The organism is Rhizobium aethiopicum, from assembly GCF_900094625.1.
GTDB lineage: Bacteria > Pseudomonadota > Alphaproteobacteria > Rhizobiales > Rhizobiaceae > Rhizobium > Rhizobium aethiopicum.
On sequence record NZ_FMAJ01000001.1, the window covers coordinates 208,197 to 225,132 of the forward strand.

The 16,936-nt window shown below is 61.5% G+C and carries 16 protein-coding genes and 1 pseudogene; 8 read left to right on the forward strand and 9 right to left on the reverse strand.

Annotated elements, in window-relative coordinates; genetic code table 11:
- Positions 1–212 precede the first annotated feature (212 nt).
- The 4 genes from GA0061105_RS01105 (at position 213) to maiA (ending at position 3,742) form a co-directional block, all read left to right on the forward strand.
- Positions 213–953, forward strand: coding sequence for a response regulator (locus GA0061105_RS01105; RefSeq protein WP_092747465.1), 741 nt, complete (start codon positions 213–215; stop codon positions 951–953).
- The gene (locus GA0061105_RS01110; protein ID WP_092747467.1) at positions 950–2,272 is read left to right on the forward strand and encodes an ATP-binding protein; all 1,323 of its coding nucleotides are present in this window, start codon (positions 950–952) and stop codon (positions 2,270–2,272) included. Before GA0061105_RS01105 ends, GA0061105_RS01110 begins: the two co-directional genes overlap by 4 nt.
- A gap of 190 nt (positions 2,273–2,462) precedes the next feature.
- Positions 2,463–2,879, forward strand: a complete 417-nt coding sequence (locus tag GA0061105_RS01115; RefSeq protein ID WP_092747469.1) for an organic hydroperoxide resistance protein — start codon at positions 2,463–2,465, stop codon at positions 2,877–2,879.
- Between the two features lie 227 nt (positions 2,880–3,106).
- The gene (maiA, locus tag GA0061105_RS01120) at positions 3,107–3,742 is read left to right on the forward strand and encodes a maleylacetoacetate isomerase (protein ID WP_092747471.1); all 636 of its coding nucleotides are present in this window, start codon (positions 3,107–3,109) and stop codon (positions 3,740–3,742) included.
- A 76-nt stretch (positions 3,743–3,818) separates the two neighbouring features.
- On the opposite strand, the pseudogene GA0061105_RS01125 reads toward maiA, so the two are convergent.
- Positions 3,819–4,213 (reverse strand): annotated as a pseudogene (locus GA0061105_RS01125) ((R)-mandelonitrile lyase).
- A gap of 164 nt (positions 4,214–4,377) precedes the next feature.
- On the opposite strand from GA0061105_RS01125, the gene GA0061105_RS32700 reads away from it, so the two are divergent.
- From GA0061105_RS32700 to GA0061105_RS01135, 3 genes are read left to right on the forward strand one after another with little or no spacing between them, the layout of a single operon-like run.
- On the forward strand, positions 4,378–4,542 hold the full coding sequence (locus GA0061105_RS32700; RefSeq protein ID WP_167358502.1) for a hypothetical protein: 165 nt from the start codon (positions 4,378–4,380) through the stop codon (positions 4,540–4,542).
- 50 nt (positions 4,543–4,592) lie between these two features.
- Positions 4,593–6,104, forward strand: a complete 1,512-nt coding sequence (locus tag GA0061105_RS01130) for an ATPase domain-containing protein (protein WP_092747473.1) — start codon at positions 4,593–4,595, stop codon at positions 6,102–6,104.
- On the forward strand, positions 6,082–8,241 hold the full coding sequence (locus tag GA0061105_RS01135; RefSeq protein ID WP_342587626.1) for an ATP-binding protein: 2,160 nt from the start codon (positions 6,082–6,084) through the stop codon (positions 8,239–8,241). The genes GA0061105_RS01130 and GA0061105_RS01135 overlap by 23 nt, the downstream gene beginning before the upstream one ends.
- Here the strand turns inward: GA0061105_RS01135 and mobB are convergent.
- From mobB to GA0061105_RS01150, 3 genes are read right to left on the reverse strand one after another with little or no spacing between them, the layout of a single operon-like run.
- Positions 8,173–8,694, reverse strand: a complete 522-nt coding sequence (mobB, locus tag GA0061105_RS01140) for a molybdopterin-guanine dinucleotide biosynthesis protein B (protein ID WP_064691859.1) — start codon at positions 8,692–8,694, stop codon at positions 8,173–8,175. The two genes, GA0061105_RS01135 and mobB, sit on opposite strands and share 69 nt — an antisense overlap.
- Positions 8,691–9,320 carry a molybdenum cofactor guanylyltransferase MobA gene (gene mobA, locus GA0061105_RS01145; protein WP_092748267.1) on the reverse strand — a complete coding sequence of 210 codons (630 nt, stop codon included), beginning with the start codon at positions 9,318–9,320 and terminating at the stop codon, positions 8,691–8,693. The genes mobB and mobA overlap by 4 nt, the downstream gene beginning before the upstream one ends.
- Before the next feature lie 16 nt (positions 9,321–9,336).
- Positions 9,337–10,245 carry a DMT family transporter gene (locus GA0061105_RS01150; protein ID WP_092747476.1) on the reverse strand — a complete coding sequence of 303 codons (909 nt, stop codon included), beginning with the start codon at positions 10,243–10,245 and terminating at the stop codon, positions 9,337–9,339.
- A 339-nt stretch (positions 10,246–10,584) separates the two neighbouring features.
- Between GA0061105_RS01150 and GA0061105_RS01155 the strand changes: the two genes are divergently transcribed.
- Entirely contained in the window at positions 10,585–11,349 is a 765-nt protein-coding gene (locus GA0061105_RS01155; protein WP_092747478.1) for an SDR family oxidoreductase, read from the forward strand.
- Positions 11,350–11,409: 60 nt separating this feature from the next.
- Here GA0061105_RS01155 and GA0061105_RS01160 read toward each other — a convergent pair whose 3' ends face one another.
- From GA0061105_RS01160 to GA0061105_RS01180, 5 genes are all read right to left on the reverse strand, one after another.
- Positions 11,410–12,192, reverse strand: coding sequence for a glucose 1-dehydrogenase (locus GA0061105_RS01160; RefSeq protein WP_092747480.1), 783 nt, complete (start codon positions 12,190–12,192; stop codon positions 11,410–11,412).
- A gap of 209 nt (positions 12,193–12,401) precedes the next feature.
- A complete protein-coding gene (locus tag GA0061105_RS01165; protein WP_092747482.1) occupies positions 12,402–13,190 on the reverse strand; it encodes an SDR family oxidoreductase in 789 nt (262 codons plus the stop codon).
- A gap of 147 nt (positions 13,191–13,337) precedes the next feature.
- Positions 13,338–14,816 carry a sugar ABC transporter ATP-binding protein gene (locus tag GA0061105_RS01170; RefSeq protein ID WP_092747484.1) on the reverse strand — a complete coding sequence of 493 codons (1,479 nt, stop codon included), beginning with the start codon at positions 14,814–14,816 and terminating at the stop codon, positions 13,338–13,340.
- Positions 14,817–14,844: 28 nt separating this feature from the next.
- A complete protein-coding gene (locus GA0061105_RS01175; protein ID WP_092747486.1) occupies positions 14,845–15,774 on the reverse strand; it encodes a sugar ABC transporter substrate-binding protein in 930 nt (309 codons plus the stop codon).
- 114 nt (positions 15,775–15,888) lie between these two features.
- Complete coding sequence (locus GA0061105_RS01180) at positions 15,889–16,869, reverse strand: ABC transporter permease (protein ID WP_064691852.1); 981 nt, start codon at positions 16,867–16,869, stop codon at positions 15,889–15,891.
- Positions 16,870–16,936 lie beyond the last annotated feature (67 nt).

A 16,936-nucleotide genomic window follows, 5' to 3' on the forward strand; every position in this document is an offset into this window, starting at 1 on the left:
GCTAGAACAGCATGATTTTAGGGCGGGGCCTAAAATCATATTCTAAGTTAAAGCTTACAGCATGATGGCGTCTGAAAACCGCTCACACTTTTCGGCATCATGCTCTGGAGGCTCGTTGCTCGGGCCGGCGGAATATGCGTAGGTCGCGTCTAGCGCTTCGACATCTAAGCGAGGCGTGGGGCGCGGCCGTAATCGTTGAGGAATAGGCAAATATGGATCATGTCGATCACATCCTGATCGTCGACGACGATCGTGAAATCCGCGAGTTGGTCTCGGGCTACCTGCAGAAAAATGGCCTCCGAACCAGCGTTGCGGCGGACGGGCGACAGATGCGCAGTTTCCTGGAAGCCAACGCCGTCGACCTGATCGTGCTCGATGTGATGATGCCTGGCGACGACGGGTTGGTGCTGTGCCGGGAGTTGCGCGCCGGCCGGCACAAGGCAATCCCGATCCTGATGCTGACGGCCCGCACCGACGAGATGGACCGGATCCTTGGTTTGGAGATGGGCGCCGATGACTATCTTGCCAAGCCCTTTGCCGCGCGGGAGCTTCTCGCCCGCATCAAGGCGGTGCTGCGGCGCACGCGCATGCTGCCGCCCAACCTGCAGATCAGTGAGGCCGGACAATTGCTGACCTTCGGCGACTGGCGGCTCGATACCGTCGCCCGTCACCTTCTCGACAAGGAGGGGACCGCGATTGCGCTGAGCGGTGCCGAATACCGCCTGCTTCGTGTCTTCATCGACCATCCGCAGCGCGTGCTCAACCGCGACCAGCTTCTGAGCCTGACGCAGGGCCGCGATGCCGAACTCTTCGATCGCTCGATCGATCTTCTCGTCAGCCGCCTGAGGCAGCGTCTGGGGGACGATGCGCGCGAGCCGACCTACATCAAGACGGTGCGCAGCGAAGGTTATGTCTTCTCGGTTCCTGTCGAAATTTCGGAGCCGCGCCGATGAGGACGGGACTGTCGATCCTGTCGGGTCTGATGTGGCCGAGAACGCTCAGATCGCGGATATTCCTCATTCTTTTGGTCGGCCTGGCCTTCGCCTATGGGCTCTCTTTCAGCGTTCTCTACATGGAGCGCTACATGTCGGCCAAGGCGGTGATGCTCGGCACGCTGGAAAATGACGTTGCTACATCGATCGCCGTTCTTGACCGGCTTCCGGCAAATGAGCGCGGCGACTTCTTGGACTGGCTGAGTCGCGGCAACTACCGTTTCGAACTCGGGCCTGGTCTGGCCGGTGTGCCCGACAACTCCAACAAGGCGAGGGAGATCGCAGGAAAGATAGAGGCGGCTGCCGGGCATCGCTTTCCGATCCGAATCGAACGGATTCCAGGCGAGGTGAACCGGCTGCAGGCGCATCTGACGCTGAGCGACGGAACGCCTCTGACGATCGATGTCACACCGAGAGGCGTCATGCCGATCGCCGCATGGCTGCCCTATGTCTTCGCGATCCAGATGGCGCTACTCATTCTCTGCACCTGGTTCGCGGTCCGCCAGGCGACCCGGCCGCTCGGCGATCTTGCCGCCGCTGCCGATGCGCTCGATCCTGATAAGGACGGTCAGGCTTTGAGCGAGGGCGGGCCGAGCGAGGTCGCGCATGCCGCAAGGGCGTTCAATGCGATGCGGGAGAGGATTGCCCATTATCTCGAGGAACGCGTGCAGATATTGGCGGCGATCTCGCATGATCTGCAGACGCCGATCACCCGCATGCGGTTGCGCGTCGACATGGCTGAGGATTCACCCGAGAAGGGCAAGCTGGTGCATGATCTCGCCGAGATCCAGCGTCTCGTCCAGGACGGTATTGCCTATGCGCGCAGCGCCCATGGCAGTGGAGAGAAAAATGCCCGCATCGATCTCGCCTCGTTCATCGACAGCATAGCCTATGACTATCAGGACACCGGAAAGGCCGTCACGGTCGTCGGGCTGGTTGAAGGCGCCGCCTTCACCAGGCCGCATGCCCTTCGCCGCATCCTGTCGAATTTCATCGACAATGCGTTGAAATTTGCCGGCGCCGCCGAGATAAGCGTCGAGCGCGGTGCTGACAACGCCGTCGTCATCAGCGTTATGGATCGCGGACCCGGCATTCCGGATGATATGCTCGAAGCCGCGATGCAGCCGTTCTTCCGGCTCGAGCAATCCCGCAACCGGGAGACCGGCGGCACGGGCCTCGGGCTGGCCATCGCCCAGCAGCTGACCGCCAAGATCGGCGGATCTCTGAGGCTCTACAATCGGGCTGGCGGAGGACTTGCGGCGGAAATCACCATCCGGTGATGTCGGTGGTTGCCTGACGTCCAGGATCCCTTTGTACGGAAAAATGTCCTCGCTGCCGGATGCTACGTTCAGTGACATTTCGGCCGTTTCCGGAAACATGCCGGATATATCGATCCGTCAAACCACACTCCGTCAACCGGTCGCGGCAGCGGCCAGTCGCCAAAAGCGACACAAAACAAGGAGTGTTTCCATGACCAAGATCGACAAGGTTCTCTATACCGGCAGGACCCACACCACCGGCGGGCGCGACGGCGCTTCGCAGAGCGATGACGGCGAACTCGATATTAAGCTTTCGCCTCCCGGCAGCGCCCGGCCCGGCACCAATCCCGAACAGCTTTTCGCAGCCGGCTGGTCGGCCTGCTTCATCGGCGCGATCGGCATTGCCGCCGGCAAGCTGAAGGTCAGGGTCCCGGCAGAGACCGCCGTGAGTGCCGAGGTCGACCTCGGCACGACCGAGGGCGACTACTTCCTGCAGGCCCGCCTAAAGGTCAGCCTGCCTGGCATCGAAGCGGATGTCGCAAAGGCGCTGGTGGATGAGGCGCACCGGACCTGCCCCTACTCGAAGGCGACGCGCGGCAATATCCAGGTCGAATTGAGCATCGCCTAAAGGGCAGGAGCCGCAGCAGAAGGGAGCGAGGCCGGCCGGGCCTCGCCACGGAGGATTTAATGAGACTGATGATCATCTGCGTTCTGGGAGCGGCAGTGTTCGCCGCGCCTTGCATCTACGACATGAGTTCGCAGGAGCCTTCGCCGCTTGTGAGCCTTGTGACCGCGGCATCGGCAGGTTCTTCGGCGCAAGCGGCCGTTCATCCGAGACCGTAAAGGAGAAAGATAATGAAGCTCTATGAGAATGAAATCTCCTCGGCGACGTCGCGGGTCAGGATCGCACTGGCCCTGAAGGGGCTGACGGCAGAGGCGTTGCCAGTCACCATTCTTGGCGAAGAGGCCGAGAGCCGACAGGAGGGATACCGCAAGATCGATCCGCAGGGGCTGGTGCCAGCCCTGCTGACGGATAGCGGCGTTCTTATCAGCCAGTCGCTGGCCATCATCGAATACCTCGATGAGCTTCGGCCTGAACCGCCGCTGTTGCCCGGCACGGCAGAGGGTAGGGCGCTGGCGCGCTCGATCGCTCTGGCGATCGCAGCCGAAATCCACGCACTGCTGCCGCCGCGGATCGGCCTGCATCTCCGCGCGGCCTTCCAGGCCGATACCGATGCCATTGCCAGATGGAGCCGCCATTGGGTCTGTGAGGGAATTGCTGCCGTCGAGACGATGCTCGCCGGCCGCAGGCAGGGGGCTTTCGCCATCGGAGATCGGCCGGGGATTGCGGAGATTTTCCTCTTTCCGCAGGCGGTCAGCGCCAAGCGCATGGGTTTCGATCTCGCGCAGTGGCCGAATATTGCAGGGATTGTCGCAAAGCTCGAGGCGATACCGGCCTTCCAGGAGAACGCGCCCGCGCCTAGACGGTGATGCCATCGGAACGCGGCCGCCGCTAACGACTGCGGCCGCCTCCTTACCGATTGAATCCGCTTTTGCCTCGTCCTTTTCAGCCCTGATACTGGGCGTCGGTGACGTGCTCCATCCAGTCGACGATCTTCCCGTCGAGCTGTTCCTGGATCGCTACATGGCTCATTGCGGTCGTCGGCGATGCGCCGTGCCAGTGGCGCTCGCCCGGTGCGAACCAGACGACATCGCCGGCGCGGATCTCCTCGATTGGGTCGCCCTCGCGCTGCACGCGACCGCAACCCGACGTAACGATCAGCGTCTGGCGAGCGGATGGGTGTGCCAGGCGGTGCGGGCGCCGGGCTCGAAGGTGACGCTGGCGCCGGCCGCGTGTGCGGGGGCGGTCACTGCAAACAGAGGATCGATGCGCACGCTGCCGGTAAACCAATCGGCCGATCCCTTGGCTGAAGGCTGGGAGCCGCTTCGCTTGATGTCCATGTCTTACCTTTCCGATGCCGGATCGCGCGGGGCTGGATCTGTCCGCCCTCTGTGATCATTCAGCACATTATGTAGCGCGCGCGGATCAAGTTGATTAGATCGCGTAAACCACAAGAGCTTATGAAGGGCATTCATGAATGCCGCGATCCACAGTTAGTGACCTCATGGCCTTCCTTGCCGTTGCCTGCGAGCTGGACTTCCAGACGAAAGCGCCGGGCTGGTTTGTGCTCGCACTCGCTCTGGCGGTCGATCAGCTCGCTATCGCCGATAGATCTGGCCGCTTCCGCACCACCGATTCACACGCGAAATCATCCCTTCCGGCGATTTGACATTCCCTAGCGCGCCACTAATTCACCGTTCAAGGTAAAGGAAACGATGAATGAACAGTGCCGCGCCTGCCACGAAAGCCCGGACCGGTGTGTCCGGTTTGGACACCATTCTGGCAGGGGGCCTTTCCACGGGCCACGTTTTCCTCCTGGAGGGGAATCCGGGAGCGGGCAAAACCACGATCGCCCTGCAGTTTCTGATCGAAGGTGCGCGGCTTGGCGAGCAGGGGCTCTACATCACGCTTTCCGAAACCGAGAGCGAATTGCGAGCCGGCGCCGCATCGCACGGCATGGTAATCGACGGCAATATCGAGGTGTTCGAAGTCGTGCCCCCGGAAAGCCTGCTCGATGCAGACCAGCAGCAGAGCCTGCTCTATTCTTCGGAGCTTGAGCTTGGAGAGACGACGAAGGAGATTTTCGCCGCGTTCGAGCGGGTCAAGCCCCGTCGCGTCGTGCTTGACAGCCTATCGGAGATCAGGCTGCTTGCGCAAAGCTCGCTCCGCTATCGCCGGCAGATCCTTGCGCTCAAACATTATTTTGCGCGGCACGGAGCAACGGTTCTTCTGCTCGACGATCTGACGTCCGACGTGCTTGACAAGACCGTGCACAGCGTCGTCCACGGCGTGATCCATCTTGAGGAACTGGCGCCGAACTACGGCTCCGAAAGACGGCGTCTGAGGATCGTCAAATATCGCGGGCAGGCTTTTCGCGGCGGTTATCACGATTTCGTCATCAAGACCGGCGGCGTGGTTGTGTTTCCTCGGCTCGTCGCCGCCGAACACAGATCGAGTTACCTTCGCGATCAAATCTCCTGTGACATTCCGAAGCTGGATCTTCTTCTTGGCGGCGGCCTTGAACGGGGTTCCAGCACGCTCATCCTCGGTCCAGCCGGCACGGGCAAAAGCACCTTTTCGTTTCAGTACCTCGTTGCGGCGATCAAGCGGGGCGAGAAGGCGGCAGCCTTCATTTTCGACGAAGAGCTCGGTCTGCTCTTTGCTCGTCTGAAGGTCCTCGGAATGGACCTTGAAGCCATGAGGGACGCTGGTCAGCTCCACATCGAACAACTCGACGCCGCCGAACTTTCGCCGGGGGAATTTGCCCATCGCGTGCGCGACTGCGTCGACGAATCGGGTGCGAAAACCGTCATCATCGACAGTATCAACGGGTATCAGACTTCGATGCCGGATGAGAATTCGCTGATCCTTCACATGCATGAGCTGTTGCAATATTTGAACAGGCAGGGCGCCAACACCTTCCTCACCGTCGCCCAACATGGGTTGGTCGGCGACATGAAGGCACCCGTTGACGTCACCTATCTCGCCGATACCGTCATTCTGCTGCGTTACTTCGAGGCTGCTGGAAGGGTGCGGCGGGCCGTTTCCGTGATCAAGAAGAGGACCGGCTTTCACGAGGAAACCATTCGAGAATATCGTATCGATGCTACGGGGCTAACGCTCGGAGCACCTCTCGTGGGGTTCCAGGGCGTGCTTCGCGGCGTTCCCGAATTCATCGACACCGGAACGTCGCTAATGTCGACCGACAGTGAGGGTCGCGGCGATTCCTGATCACGGCAAACCGAGAGCGCTGATCTACACTCCCGCAGGTCGCGATGCCTCGGTGGCGGTTTCACTGATCGATGAGGCCGGATTGGCATCGATTGCCGCCACCGACCTTTCCATGTTTTCCTCGTCTCTCAGCGACGACATCGCGCTTGGCGTTCTGGCGGAAGAGGCGGTTCGATCGAGCGATCTGACGGCGATCGCCGCCTGGGTTTCGGCCCAGCCGAGCTGGTCGGACCTGCCTTTCATCGTGCTCACCACGCGAGGCGGGGGGCCAGAGCGAAATCCAAGCGCCGCCAGACTTTCCGAAGTGCTCGGCAACGTCACCTTCCTGGAGAGGCCGTTTCATGCGACCTCCTTTATTAGTATCGTCCGAACAGCTCTAAAGGGGCGCCATCGTCAGTATGAGGCGCGTGCCCAGCTCGAAGCTCTCAGCGAAGGAGAGCGTCGGCTGCAAACTGCCCTCGTCGCCGGTCGTCTCGGGGCATGGGAGCTGGAACTATCCTCCAAGGCCTTGTCAGTCTCGCCGACCTGCAAGGAGATCTTCGGCCGAAGCGCTGACGACGAGGTCACCTATGAGGGTTTGATTGAAAGCATCTACCCCGACGACCGGCCTCTTGTGGAGGCGCGCCTGCGCCAGACCATCGACACAGGACGTGACTACTCCATCGAGCACAGAACGATATGGCCGGATGGATCGTTACATTGGACCGAGGTCCATGCGCAGCTTTATACCGACAGATATGGTGCCGCCAGGAAGCTTGTCGGTGTCTGCTCCGATACCACCGCCCGGAAGACCGCCGAGGATAATCTCAAACGGCTGAACGAAACGCTCGAAGAGCGCGTCAGGGAACGGACCACAGAGGTCAACGCCGCCCATCAGACCCTGCTCGAGGAGGTAGCTCAACGTGAGCGAGCCGAGGAGCAGCTTCGTCAATCGCAGAAAATGGAAGCGATCGGCCAGCTTACGGGTGGTGTCGCACATGATTTCAACAATTTGCTGATGGTGGTTCTTGGGAACCTGGAGCTACTGGGCAAACATGTCGCCGGGGATGCCAAGGCGACGCGTCTGGTCGATGGCGCACTGCAGGGCGCGCGTCGGGGTGCGGCGCTGACGCAGCGGCTGCTGGCTTTTGCCAGGCAGCAGGATCTGCAGGTCAGGCCCGTCGACCTTGCCGAGCTGGTGACCGGAATGAACGATCTGCTGCAGCGTTCGGTCGGATCCTCGATCAACATCGACGCCATTCTGCCGGCGGCGTTGCCGCCGGCGATGGTTGATGCGAACCAGCTCGAACTGGCGCTGCTCAACCTTGCCGTAAATGCCCGCGACGCGATGCCGGAGGGTGGAAGGTTGGCAATATCGCTGCGCGAGGAACAGGTTGTCGGCAAGGATGGCGGCCTCCGCGAGGGAAGCTATCTCGTGCTAGCGGTGGCCGACAGCGGCACCGGCATGGACCCGGAGACGCTGAAAAGGGCGGTCGAGCCGTTCTTCTCGACCAAGGAAATCGGAAAGGGCACGGGTCTCGGTCTGTCGATGATCCACGGGCTCGCCGTTCAGCTCAACGGCGCTCTCGTACTGACAAGCGAGCTCGGGGTAGGAACGACCGCAGAGCTGTGGCTTCCTGCGACAGAATGGTGCCTTGAACGCCCGGCCGAGGAATTGCCAGTCCCGGAGGCTGCGCCCAGGCTGAAGATACTCCTGGTGGACGACGATACGCTGATCGCCATGAGTTCCGTCGATATGCTCGAAGATCTCGGCCATGAGGCCGTCGAAGCAAATTCTGGTTCGGAGGCGCTCGCTTTGATCAGGAGCGGTGAACACTTCGACTTGGTGATTACCGATTATTCGATGCCAGGCATGACCGGCGCACAGCTCGCCCAGTCCGTGCGGAACATGCTTCCGACTCTCCCGATCGTTCTGGCGACTGGTTATGCCGACCTTCCCGCTGGCAGCGATGTCGATCTGCCGCGACTGGCGAAGCCCTATGATCAGGCGCAGCTTGCCAAGGAAATCGCCAAGGCGATGTCAGTGGAAACGACTCCGATTTTGAGATCCAGTCGCATCGCAAACGCTTCAGTGCCTCGCTTTGCCAAGGCCGACGACTGCTGCGATGAAATCGGCGATGGCGTCCGTGTCGTCTAGATCGAAGACCGGCAGGGCCGTATCCGCTACGGCATGATCGGCGGCAATGGCGCAGATATGAGGATCCGTCGGTGCGAGCGGTTGACGATTGGCGGCTTCCAGGCGACGAGCCTCGATCTTCGGAATCGGCTCACGCTTGTAGCCCTCGATGAGGACGAGATCGCAGGGGGCAAGGCGGGCGAGGATCTCCTCGAATGCGGGTTCGGCGGCGCCGCGCAATTCGTGCATGATGGCGTAACGCGTGCCGGAGACGATGGTGACCTCGTGGGCGCCGGCCTGGCGGTGGCGGTAGCTGTCGGCTCCTACCTTGTCGATGTCGAAATCATGATGAGCGTGCTTGATCGTGGAGATCCGGTACCCGCGGCTGGTGAATTCCGTCACCAGCCGGACGGCAAGCCCTGTTTTGCCGGAGTTCTTCCAGCCGGCGATGCCGAAGATTTTCGGTGCGGTCATGCGCGAAGGGCCTCCAGCCAGCGTTCCGCCTCGACGAGATCGTCCGGCGTGTTGATGTTGAAGAAGGGGTCGAGCAGGCTGGCGCGCGTCGGATGCAGCGGAAACGAAACTTCCGTAACGTCATGCCGCAACAGGAAGTCGCGTACGCGGCGCTTTTCGTCGGTGGCGATCCACGCTTCGAGCTCGGCGGCGAGTGTCACCGGCCACAGACCGAAGACCGGGTGGCTGCGGCCTTCGGAAGCGGCAATGGCGATCTGCGATGGGCGTTCGAGCGCTGCCGCCATCCGGGTGACGAGATCGGCGGGGAAGAATGGGCAATCCACAGAGACGGTGACGACATGGGTGACCGAGGGAAGGCCGGCGGCGTAAACCATGGCCGCATGGATGCCGGCGATCGGCCCGGCTTTGCCGGCAATATGGTCGGGAACGACAGGCACATTCTCGCTGGCCGCATCGGCATTGACGGCAATGGAAAAGACCTGCGGAGCGAGCCGGGCGAGCACATGGCTGAGCAGGCTCTCGGCGCCGAGCATCACGCGGGCCTTGTCGCGGCCCATGCGTTGCGAGCGGCCGCCGGCGAGCACCACGCCCGCTATGTCGGATCGGTCCAACGGGAACTCAGCCATCATCCTGCCTCTTTCGTCACACCGGTGAGCGCGGCGCGGATTCCTGCGCAATCGGGGGCACGCGGCGCTTGGCTTCACGATAGAACGTATAGAGGCCGGAGGCGATGACGATTGCGGCACCGAGCAGCGTCCAGCTGTCGGGCACCTCGGCGAAGAAGAAAAAGCCGAGCAGCGAGGAAAAGATCAGGCTGGTATAGCGGAAAGGCGCGACGAAGGAGATTTCGCCGGTGCGCATGGCGAGGATGACCGACTGGTAACCGACGAGAACCAGCACCGAGGCGAGCAGCAGGTGCCCGAGCGAAGTCGCGCTGACCGGGTGCCAGCCGCCGAGCACGGGGATGAGCAAGGCGCCGAAGAAGGAAATGGAGATGGCAGTGATGACGGTGATCATCAGCGAGGGAATCTCCGGGTCGATCGAGCGGGTGGCGAGATCGCGGCCGGCTGTCGTCAGCACGGCGCCGACGCACAGCAGGGCGGCGGCGGTGAACCCTTCCGGTCCGGGGCGGATGATGATCATCACGCCGACGAGGCCGACGAGGATCGCCGACCAGCGCCGCCAGCCGACAGGTTCGCGGAAGAAGAGCGCGGCACCGAACGTGACGACCAGCGGCAGCGACTGCAGGATCGCCGACGCATTGGCGATCGGCATCATGCCAAGCGCGGTGATATAGGTAACGGCGGAGAGCATCTCGCAGAAGATGCGCAGCAGGATGATCGGCTTCAGTACAATGCGCCAGGAGCGCAGCGCGCCCATCTTCCAGGCGATCAGATAGACGAGCAGGCTGGTGAAAAGGCCGCGCAGGAACATGATCTCGCCGGCATTCATATAGGCGATCACCGATTTGGAGAGGGCGTCGCTCGCGGAAAAGCCGGCCATCGCCATGCTCATATAGATGGCGCCCTCAGTATTGCGTGACCGCGGCATGAAGAGATTCCCTTTACCTGTGCGTCCCTTCTTAGTCGGGAAGATACTTGAAGGGAATCGAATGAATGCCACACCCGGGATAAATCTATGACGCAGCGCACAATGGTGCTGACGTAACGGCATGTGTCTATGCGGAAACCGCGGCAAATAACCGTTTTGTCCAGCGAATCCGGTATTTTCCGAGGAGCGATCACCGCTTCAATTCCAAGGCGGATGCGAAACTCGCTGATCAGGATCATCCGCCATCGGTGGCTTTTGCTTTTTGCGCGCGCGAAACGGGTGGCTGCAGCGTCTGATGTCTGAGATTTGGGATGCCTCAACAACTGAGGAGAAACGGACATGACACTTCTGAACGACAAGATCGCGATCGTCACCGGCGCAAGCTCCGGCATCGGCCGCGCAGCCGCGAAGGTCTTTGCACGGGAAGGCGCGAAGCTGGTGATCAGCGGCCGGCGGCAGGATGCGCTCGAGGCCGTCGTCGCCGAAATCGAGGCGGAGGGCGGAAAGGCTGTCGCCGTTGCCGGCGACGTCAGGGACGAGGCGTTGCAGGCAAGGCTCGTCGAGACAGCGGTTTCGCGTTTCGGCAGGCTCGACATCGCCTTCAACAATGCCGGCGTCGTTGGCGAGATGGGGTCGGTTGCCGGATTGTCGCTGGAGGGCTGGCGCGAGACGATCGAGACCAATCTTACGGCCTCTTTCCTCGGCGCCAAACATCAGTCGCCAGCGATGGGAAAAGGCGGATCGTTGATCTTCACCTCCACCTTCGTCGGCCACACCGCAGGCATGCCCGGCATGGGCGCCTATGCGGCGAGCAAAGCCGGCCTGATCGGTCTCGTGCAGGTGCTTGCCGCCGAACTGGCGTTGCGCAACATCCGCGTCAACGCGCTGCTGCCCGGCGGCACCGATACGCCCGCCAGCATCACCAATGCGCCCGATGCGACGCCGGAGGTACTTGCCTTCGTCAACGGGCTGCATGCGCTGAAACGCATGGCGCAACCGGAAGAGATCGCCAACGCGGCGCTTTTTCTGGCATCCGACCTGTCGAGTTTCGTGACGGGGACGGCGATGCTGGCGGATGGCGGGGTTTCGATCAGCCGGACGTAGGGTTGGTGCACGGGAGATACTTCGGTCCGGCTTCAGCGCCTCCGCCTCCCAAGCTCCTGCTTACGACATAATCAAGCCGCCATCGACATTGATCGTCTGGCCGGTGATGTAGGCGGCGTCGTCGCTGGCGAGGAAGGTCACCAGGCCGGCGACGTCCTCGCCGGAGCCGGCGCGTTTCATCGGGATGCCCTCGACCCATTCCTTCATCAGTTCGCCGGGCGCGTAGGTGCCGAGCAGCTTGCCCCAGACCTGGTCGTTATAGGCCCACATGTCGGTCTCGATGATGCCGGGGCAGAAGGCGTTGACGGTGATGTTCTCGGTCGCGACTTCCTTGGCGAGGCTCTGGGTGATGCCGACGACGCCCATTTTCGAGGCGGCGTAGTGTGGCGTGAAGATGAAACCGTCACGGGCCTGGCCGGAGGCGGTGTTGATGATGCGGCCGCCGCGCTTGTGCTTGCGCATTCTCGCAATGGCCTCCTGGGCGCAGAGGAAGACGCCCTTGGTGTTGACGGCCATCACCTTGTCCCACTCGTTCTCGGTCAGGTCCTCGACGCGGGCGATGGTGATGACGCCGGCGTTCTGGATCGAGACGTCGACCGCGCCGAATTCCTTTTCGGCGGCATCATAAAGCGCAATGACACTGGCTTTATCGGTGACATCGCCGATGAAAGAGATTGCCTTGCCGCCTTCGGTCCTGATCCCTTCGGCAACGCTGTGGACGAGGTCTTCATTGGCCGAGACGACGAGATTGGCGCCTTCGCGCGCAAAGCGCCTGGCGATCGCAGCGCCGATACCGCGGCTGGCCCCGGTGATGACGACAGTCTTTTGCTCAAAGCGTTTCATGGTCTTTCCTCGTTTCCTTCGATAAACAGCAAATCTGGGCGCGGCCTACTAACCTGCGATCGTTATGGGAGCTGGAACGGTTGCTCGGCGTGAAGGGCGGGTAGACGACGATATCGCACGCCGTCATGCCCTTGGCCCCTTCACCGCCTCGATCTCAGCCAGGGAGGAGGTGAGATCATGCATTTTTCAGCGGCCGGCTTTTCATCGCATCACCAGCAGCAGAAACCGCCATCGACGAGAAGATCGACGCCGGTCACGAAACTTGCCGCGTTCGACAGCAAGAACACCGCCGGGCCGACCATCTCGTCGACCGCTGCCATGCGCTGCATAGGCGTCTGTTCTTCGAAGAGCTTGGTCTGGTGGACCATCTCCGGACGGGTGTTCATCGGCGTTGCGGTATAGCCGGGGGAGATGGTGTTGACGCGAATGCCGCGTCCGACCCATTCCATGGCCAGAGACTTCGACATGTGGATGACGCCCGCCTTGGAGGCGTTGTAATGCGCCTGGCTCAGCCCGCGGTTGACGATCACGCCGGACATGGAGGCGATGTTGACGATGGAGCCGCGTCCATTCTTCAACATGGCGCGGGCCTCGGCCTGGCAGGACAGGAATATGCCTTTGAGGTTGATATCCATAAGCGTCTGATATTGATCCTCTTCCATCTCCTCCGCCGGATTGGCGTTGGCGATGCCTGCAGCGTTGACGGCGAGCGTCAGCGCACCGAGATCGGCTTCGGTCCGTGCCACGGCATCCGCAAGGGAGGATTTGTTCGTGACGTCAGCGGCGATCTGGATCGAGCGGCGGCCGGCGGCGCTGATATGTTCAGCCGTGCTGGCCAGTCCGTCATCGGTCCGGCGGTCGAGCAGGGCCACGTCGGCGCCGCACTGCGCAAGGCCGATGGCAATGCGCTGCCCGATGCCGCTCCCGGCACCGGTGACCATGGCCACCTGGCCGCTGAGATCGAAAAGCTTCGGGGCGTTCAGAGTGATGTCGGACACCGCTCTTCCTTTCTCTGTTTGTTCAGAGCATTTCCGTTTTTCTTGGAGCCACGAAAATGCTCTACCTTTTTGTTTTCACGCAATTCCCGGGAGAATCGCTTCGCGCTTTGCCTGGCAAAACCGCTGCACAGTTTTGCTGGAACTGCTTTAGATGGTAGCTAGCTCCATGACCGAAACGTCATTTGCCTGGTCACGATCAAGGATCCCCGCCTGCTTGCCTTGCGAAAGCACGAGAATGCGATTGGAGACGCCGAGAACTTCCTCCAAATCGGAGCTGACGACGATGACCGCCACACCCTGTTTGGCAAGATTGACGATGATGTCGTAGATGCCGGCGCGGGCGCCGACGTCGATACCTCGCGTCGGCTCGTCGAGCACGACGACCTTGGGGTCGCGCAAGAGCCACTTCGCGATCACGACCTTCTGCTGGTTGCCGCCGGAGAGATCCGAGGCGTACTGCTCGGCACGGCCCTTGACGCCGAACTTGGCCACCGCCTTTTCGGCAAAAGAGCGCTTGGCGCGCGGCGTGATCCAACCGCCACCGAGTTTGTCGAGATTGGCATAAATGATGTTCTCGCTGATCCGGTGTCCGACGATCAGACCCTGTGCCTTGCGGTCCTCCGGAACCATCACGATGCCCTTGGCGATCGCGTCCGCCGGATCGCGCAGCCTGAGTTCCTCGCCTTCCAGCTTGATCGAGCCAGCACTGATGGGATCTGCGCCCGAAATCGCACGCACCAGTTCGGTGCGGCCGGCGCCGACCAACCCGGCGATGCCGAGAATTTCGCCGGCCCGCACCTCGAAGCTGACGTCACGGAACGAGTTGTCCGGCGAGCTTAGGCCGGAGACTTGAAGTACCGGACGGTCCGTCGGAACGGGCAGGGCCGGGAACAGGCGGTCAAGCGGGCGTCCGACCATGCTCTCGACAATCGTTCGCACCGGGGTGGCGCTGTCTGAGAATTCCTGCACCCGCTCCCCGTCGCGAAGCACGACGATGCGGTCGGTTATCTGCTTGATCTCTTCCATACGGTGGGAAATGTAGACGATGCCGACGCCTTCCGACCGAAGCTTCCGGACCTGTTCGAAGAGGGCTTCGGTCTCGGCGCCGCCTAGGGCGGCTGTCGGCTCATCGAGGATCAGAAGTTTCGCGTTTAGAGCCAACGCCTTGGCGATCTCGATGAGTTGTTGGTTTGCGGTGGAAAGGCCGGCGACCGTCCGCGTTGCGGGTATGTGAAGGTTCAAGCGCGCGAGCTGGTCCTGGGCCCGGCGAACCATGTGGGCACGGTCGACGACGCCATTCTTCATCGGCCAACGACCGATGAAGACGTTTTCGGCGATCGACAGCTGCGGCAGAAGCTGCAGCTCCTGGTGGATCAGGACAACACCCTTGTCGATGGCTTCTCTTGGGGTGGCTGGGGCATAAGGCTGCCCCAGCCATGTCATCAATCCTTCGGAGGGCGTGCGGGATCCGGCGATGATGCCCGACAGCGTCGACTTGCCCGCTCCGTTTTCACCGAGAAGTGCAACCACTTCCCCCGGATAGACGTCCAGGCTGACATTCTTCAGAACCTGGAGCGGCCCATACCACTTGGATATGCCCCTCAGGGAAAGAACCGGATCAGTCACGGCACACCTCCTCAAGACCTTGAGTTCATTACGGATGGTTGGCGATGAAGCCTGCGACGTTTTCCTTGGTTGTCAGCGTGGCATCCAGGAGCTGAACCGGGGGAACCTTTTCTCCGGCGACAAGCTTTGCGGCATTTTCAACCGCATCGCGGCCCATCTTCTGGGTCTGCTGTGTCGCAGTCACGTTGAAGACGCCCTTGCTGAGGGCTTCTAGCGCTGCGGTGTCGCCATCGAAGCCGCCGACCACGATCTTCTGCGACGGATTGGCGACCTTGATCGCCTGGGCGGCGCCAAGGGCGAGACCATCGGCCTGTGCGAACACGATCGAAACGTCCGGGTTAGCCTGCAGCATATTCTGCATGATCTGGAAGCCTTCGTCCTGGCTCCAGATGTTGGAGAACTGCTCGGCGACGACCTTGACATCAGGATATGCCTTCAGAGATTCACCGCAGCCCTTCGAGCGATCGACTTCCGGCGTCGTACCCTTCTGGCCATGGATGATCACCATTTTCCCCTTGCCGCCGGCTTCCTTCAGAATGTAGTCGCACACGGCCTTGGCAGAGGCGACGGAATCCGTTGCAAGGAATGTATCGCCCGGTGCGCCCTCGGCGTTGCGGTCGACGTTTACGACCGGGATGCCGGCGTTCTTCGCGAGCTTGACCGGAACCGTCGCAGCGGCCGCACCTGCCGGAATGTAGATCAGCGCGTCGATATTTTGGGTCAGAAGATCCTGGATCTGGTTGACCTGTGTCGGCCCATCGCCCTTTGCATCGACCGTGATGACTTCGATGCCGCGCTTCTTGGCTTCGGCTTCGACCGATTGCTTGATCTGGTTGAAGAAGTTTGCCTGAAGGTTGGCAACGGCGAGGCCGAGCTTCTTCAGTTCCGCCGCCTGTACGGGTCCGAGCATGAGACCGAGCAGGGCAGCTGACGCGAGCATGGTGCGCGCAATTTTCATTGTAGTTCCTCCGTTGTTGATGGACCCTCGGGTATGTCCTCCCCCTCGGGGTATTGATCCGCTCCGACTTCCGGGGCGGAATTCCGGGTCCGCCAACGCGGCGGACCCCGTTCGTCAGGCGCGACGCCGACGAATGGTCTCCGCGCCGACCGCAAGCACGATGACGATGCCGATGATCACCTGCTGAAGAAACGGCGAGACGTTGAGTAGATTGAGGCCGTTGCGAAGCACGCCGATGATGAGAACGCCGATCAGCGTTCCGCCGATGCCGCCGGCGCCGCCGGAAAGCGAAGTGCCGCCGATGACGACCGCAGCGATGGTGTCCAGTTCATAGCCCAGGCCACTGGAGGGCTGAACGGAATCCAGCCGAGCGGCGAGCACGATGCCGGCAAGTCCCGCAAGGACGGCGCTCACGACATAGACGCTGATCGTCACGAGCGGGACGTTGATACCGGCCAGCCGCGCGACTTCCGCGTTTCCGCCCACCGCATAGAGCATGCGACCTTCGGACCGGAAGTGGAGGAAAAGCCAGGCCGCAAGAACGACAGCCAGCATAAGGAACACCGTGGCCGTGATGACGCCGAAATGGCGATCGATCGCCAGCATCATGAACCAGTCGGGAAATCCGACGATCTGCTGGCCGTCCGTGATCATGTTTGCAACGCCGCGGGCCGCCGACATCATTGCAAGAGTGGCAATGAAGGCTGGAACCCTGAACTGCGTCACCAGGAGTCCGACGATCAGGCCTGATACCGCCGAAGCAATCAGCGCAAAGGCGATTCCCACGGGCAGCGGAAGGCCGGCGACATTGGCGGTCCAGCCCATGACCATCATCGCCAGGGCGAGTGCCGAGCCGACGGAGAGATCGATGCCGCCGATCAGGATGACGAACGTCATTCCGACCGCCATGATGCCGAGAACGGTGATCTGGTCGAGGATGTTGAGGCCGTTTCGAACCGAAAGAAACGTGTCCGTGCTGAGGCTCAGAAAGATGCAGAGCGCAAGCAGCCCCACGAGCGGGCCGGTAGCTCCCTTGAGCTTGCCCAGCCAGGCACCGGAAGAAAGCCTGTGTTCATTGATATCGAGCGCCACCATTGCTCCTCCCTATGCTTAGGCCTGTATCCGATATTCGTTTCAGCTGAGAATAAATATTCACCACTGC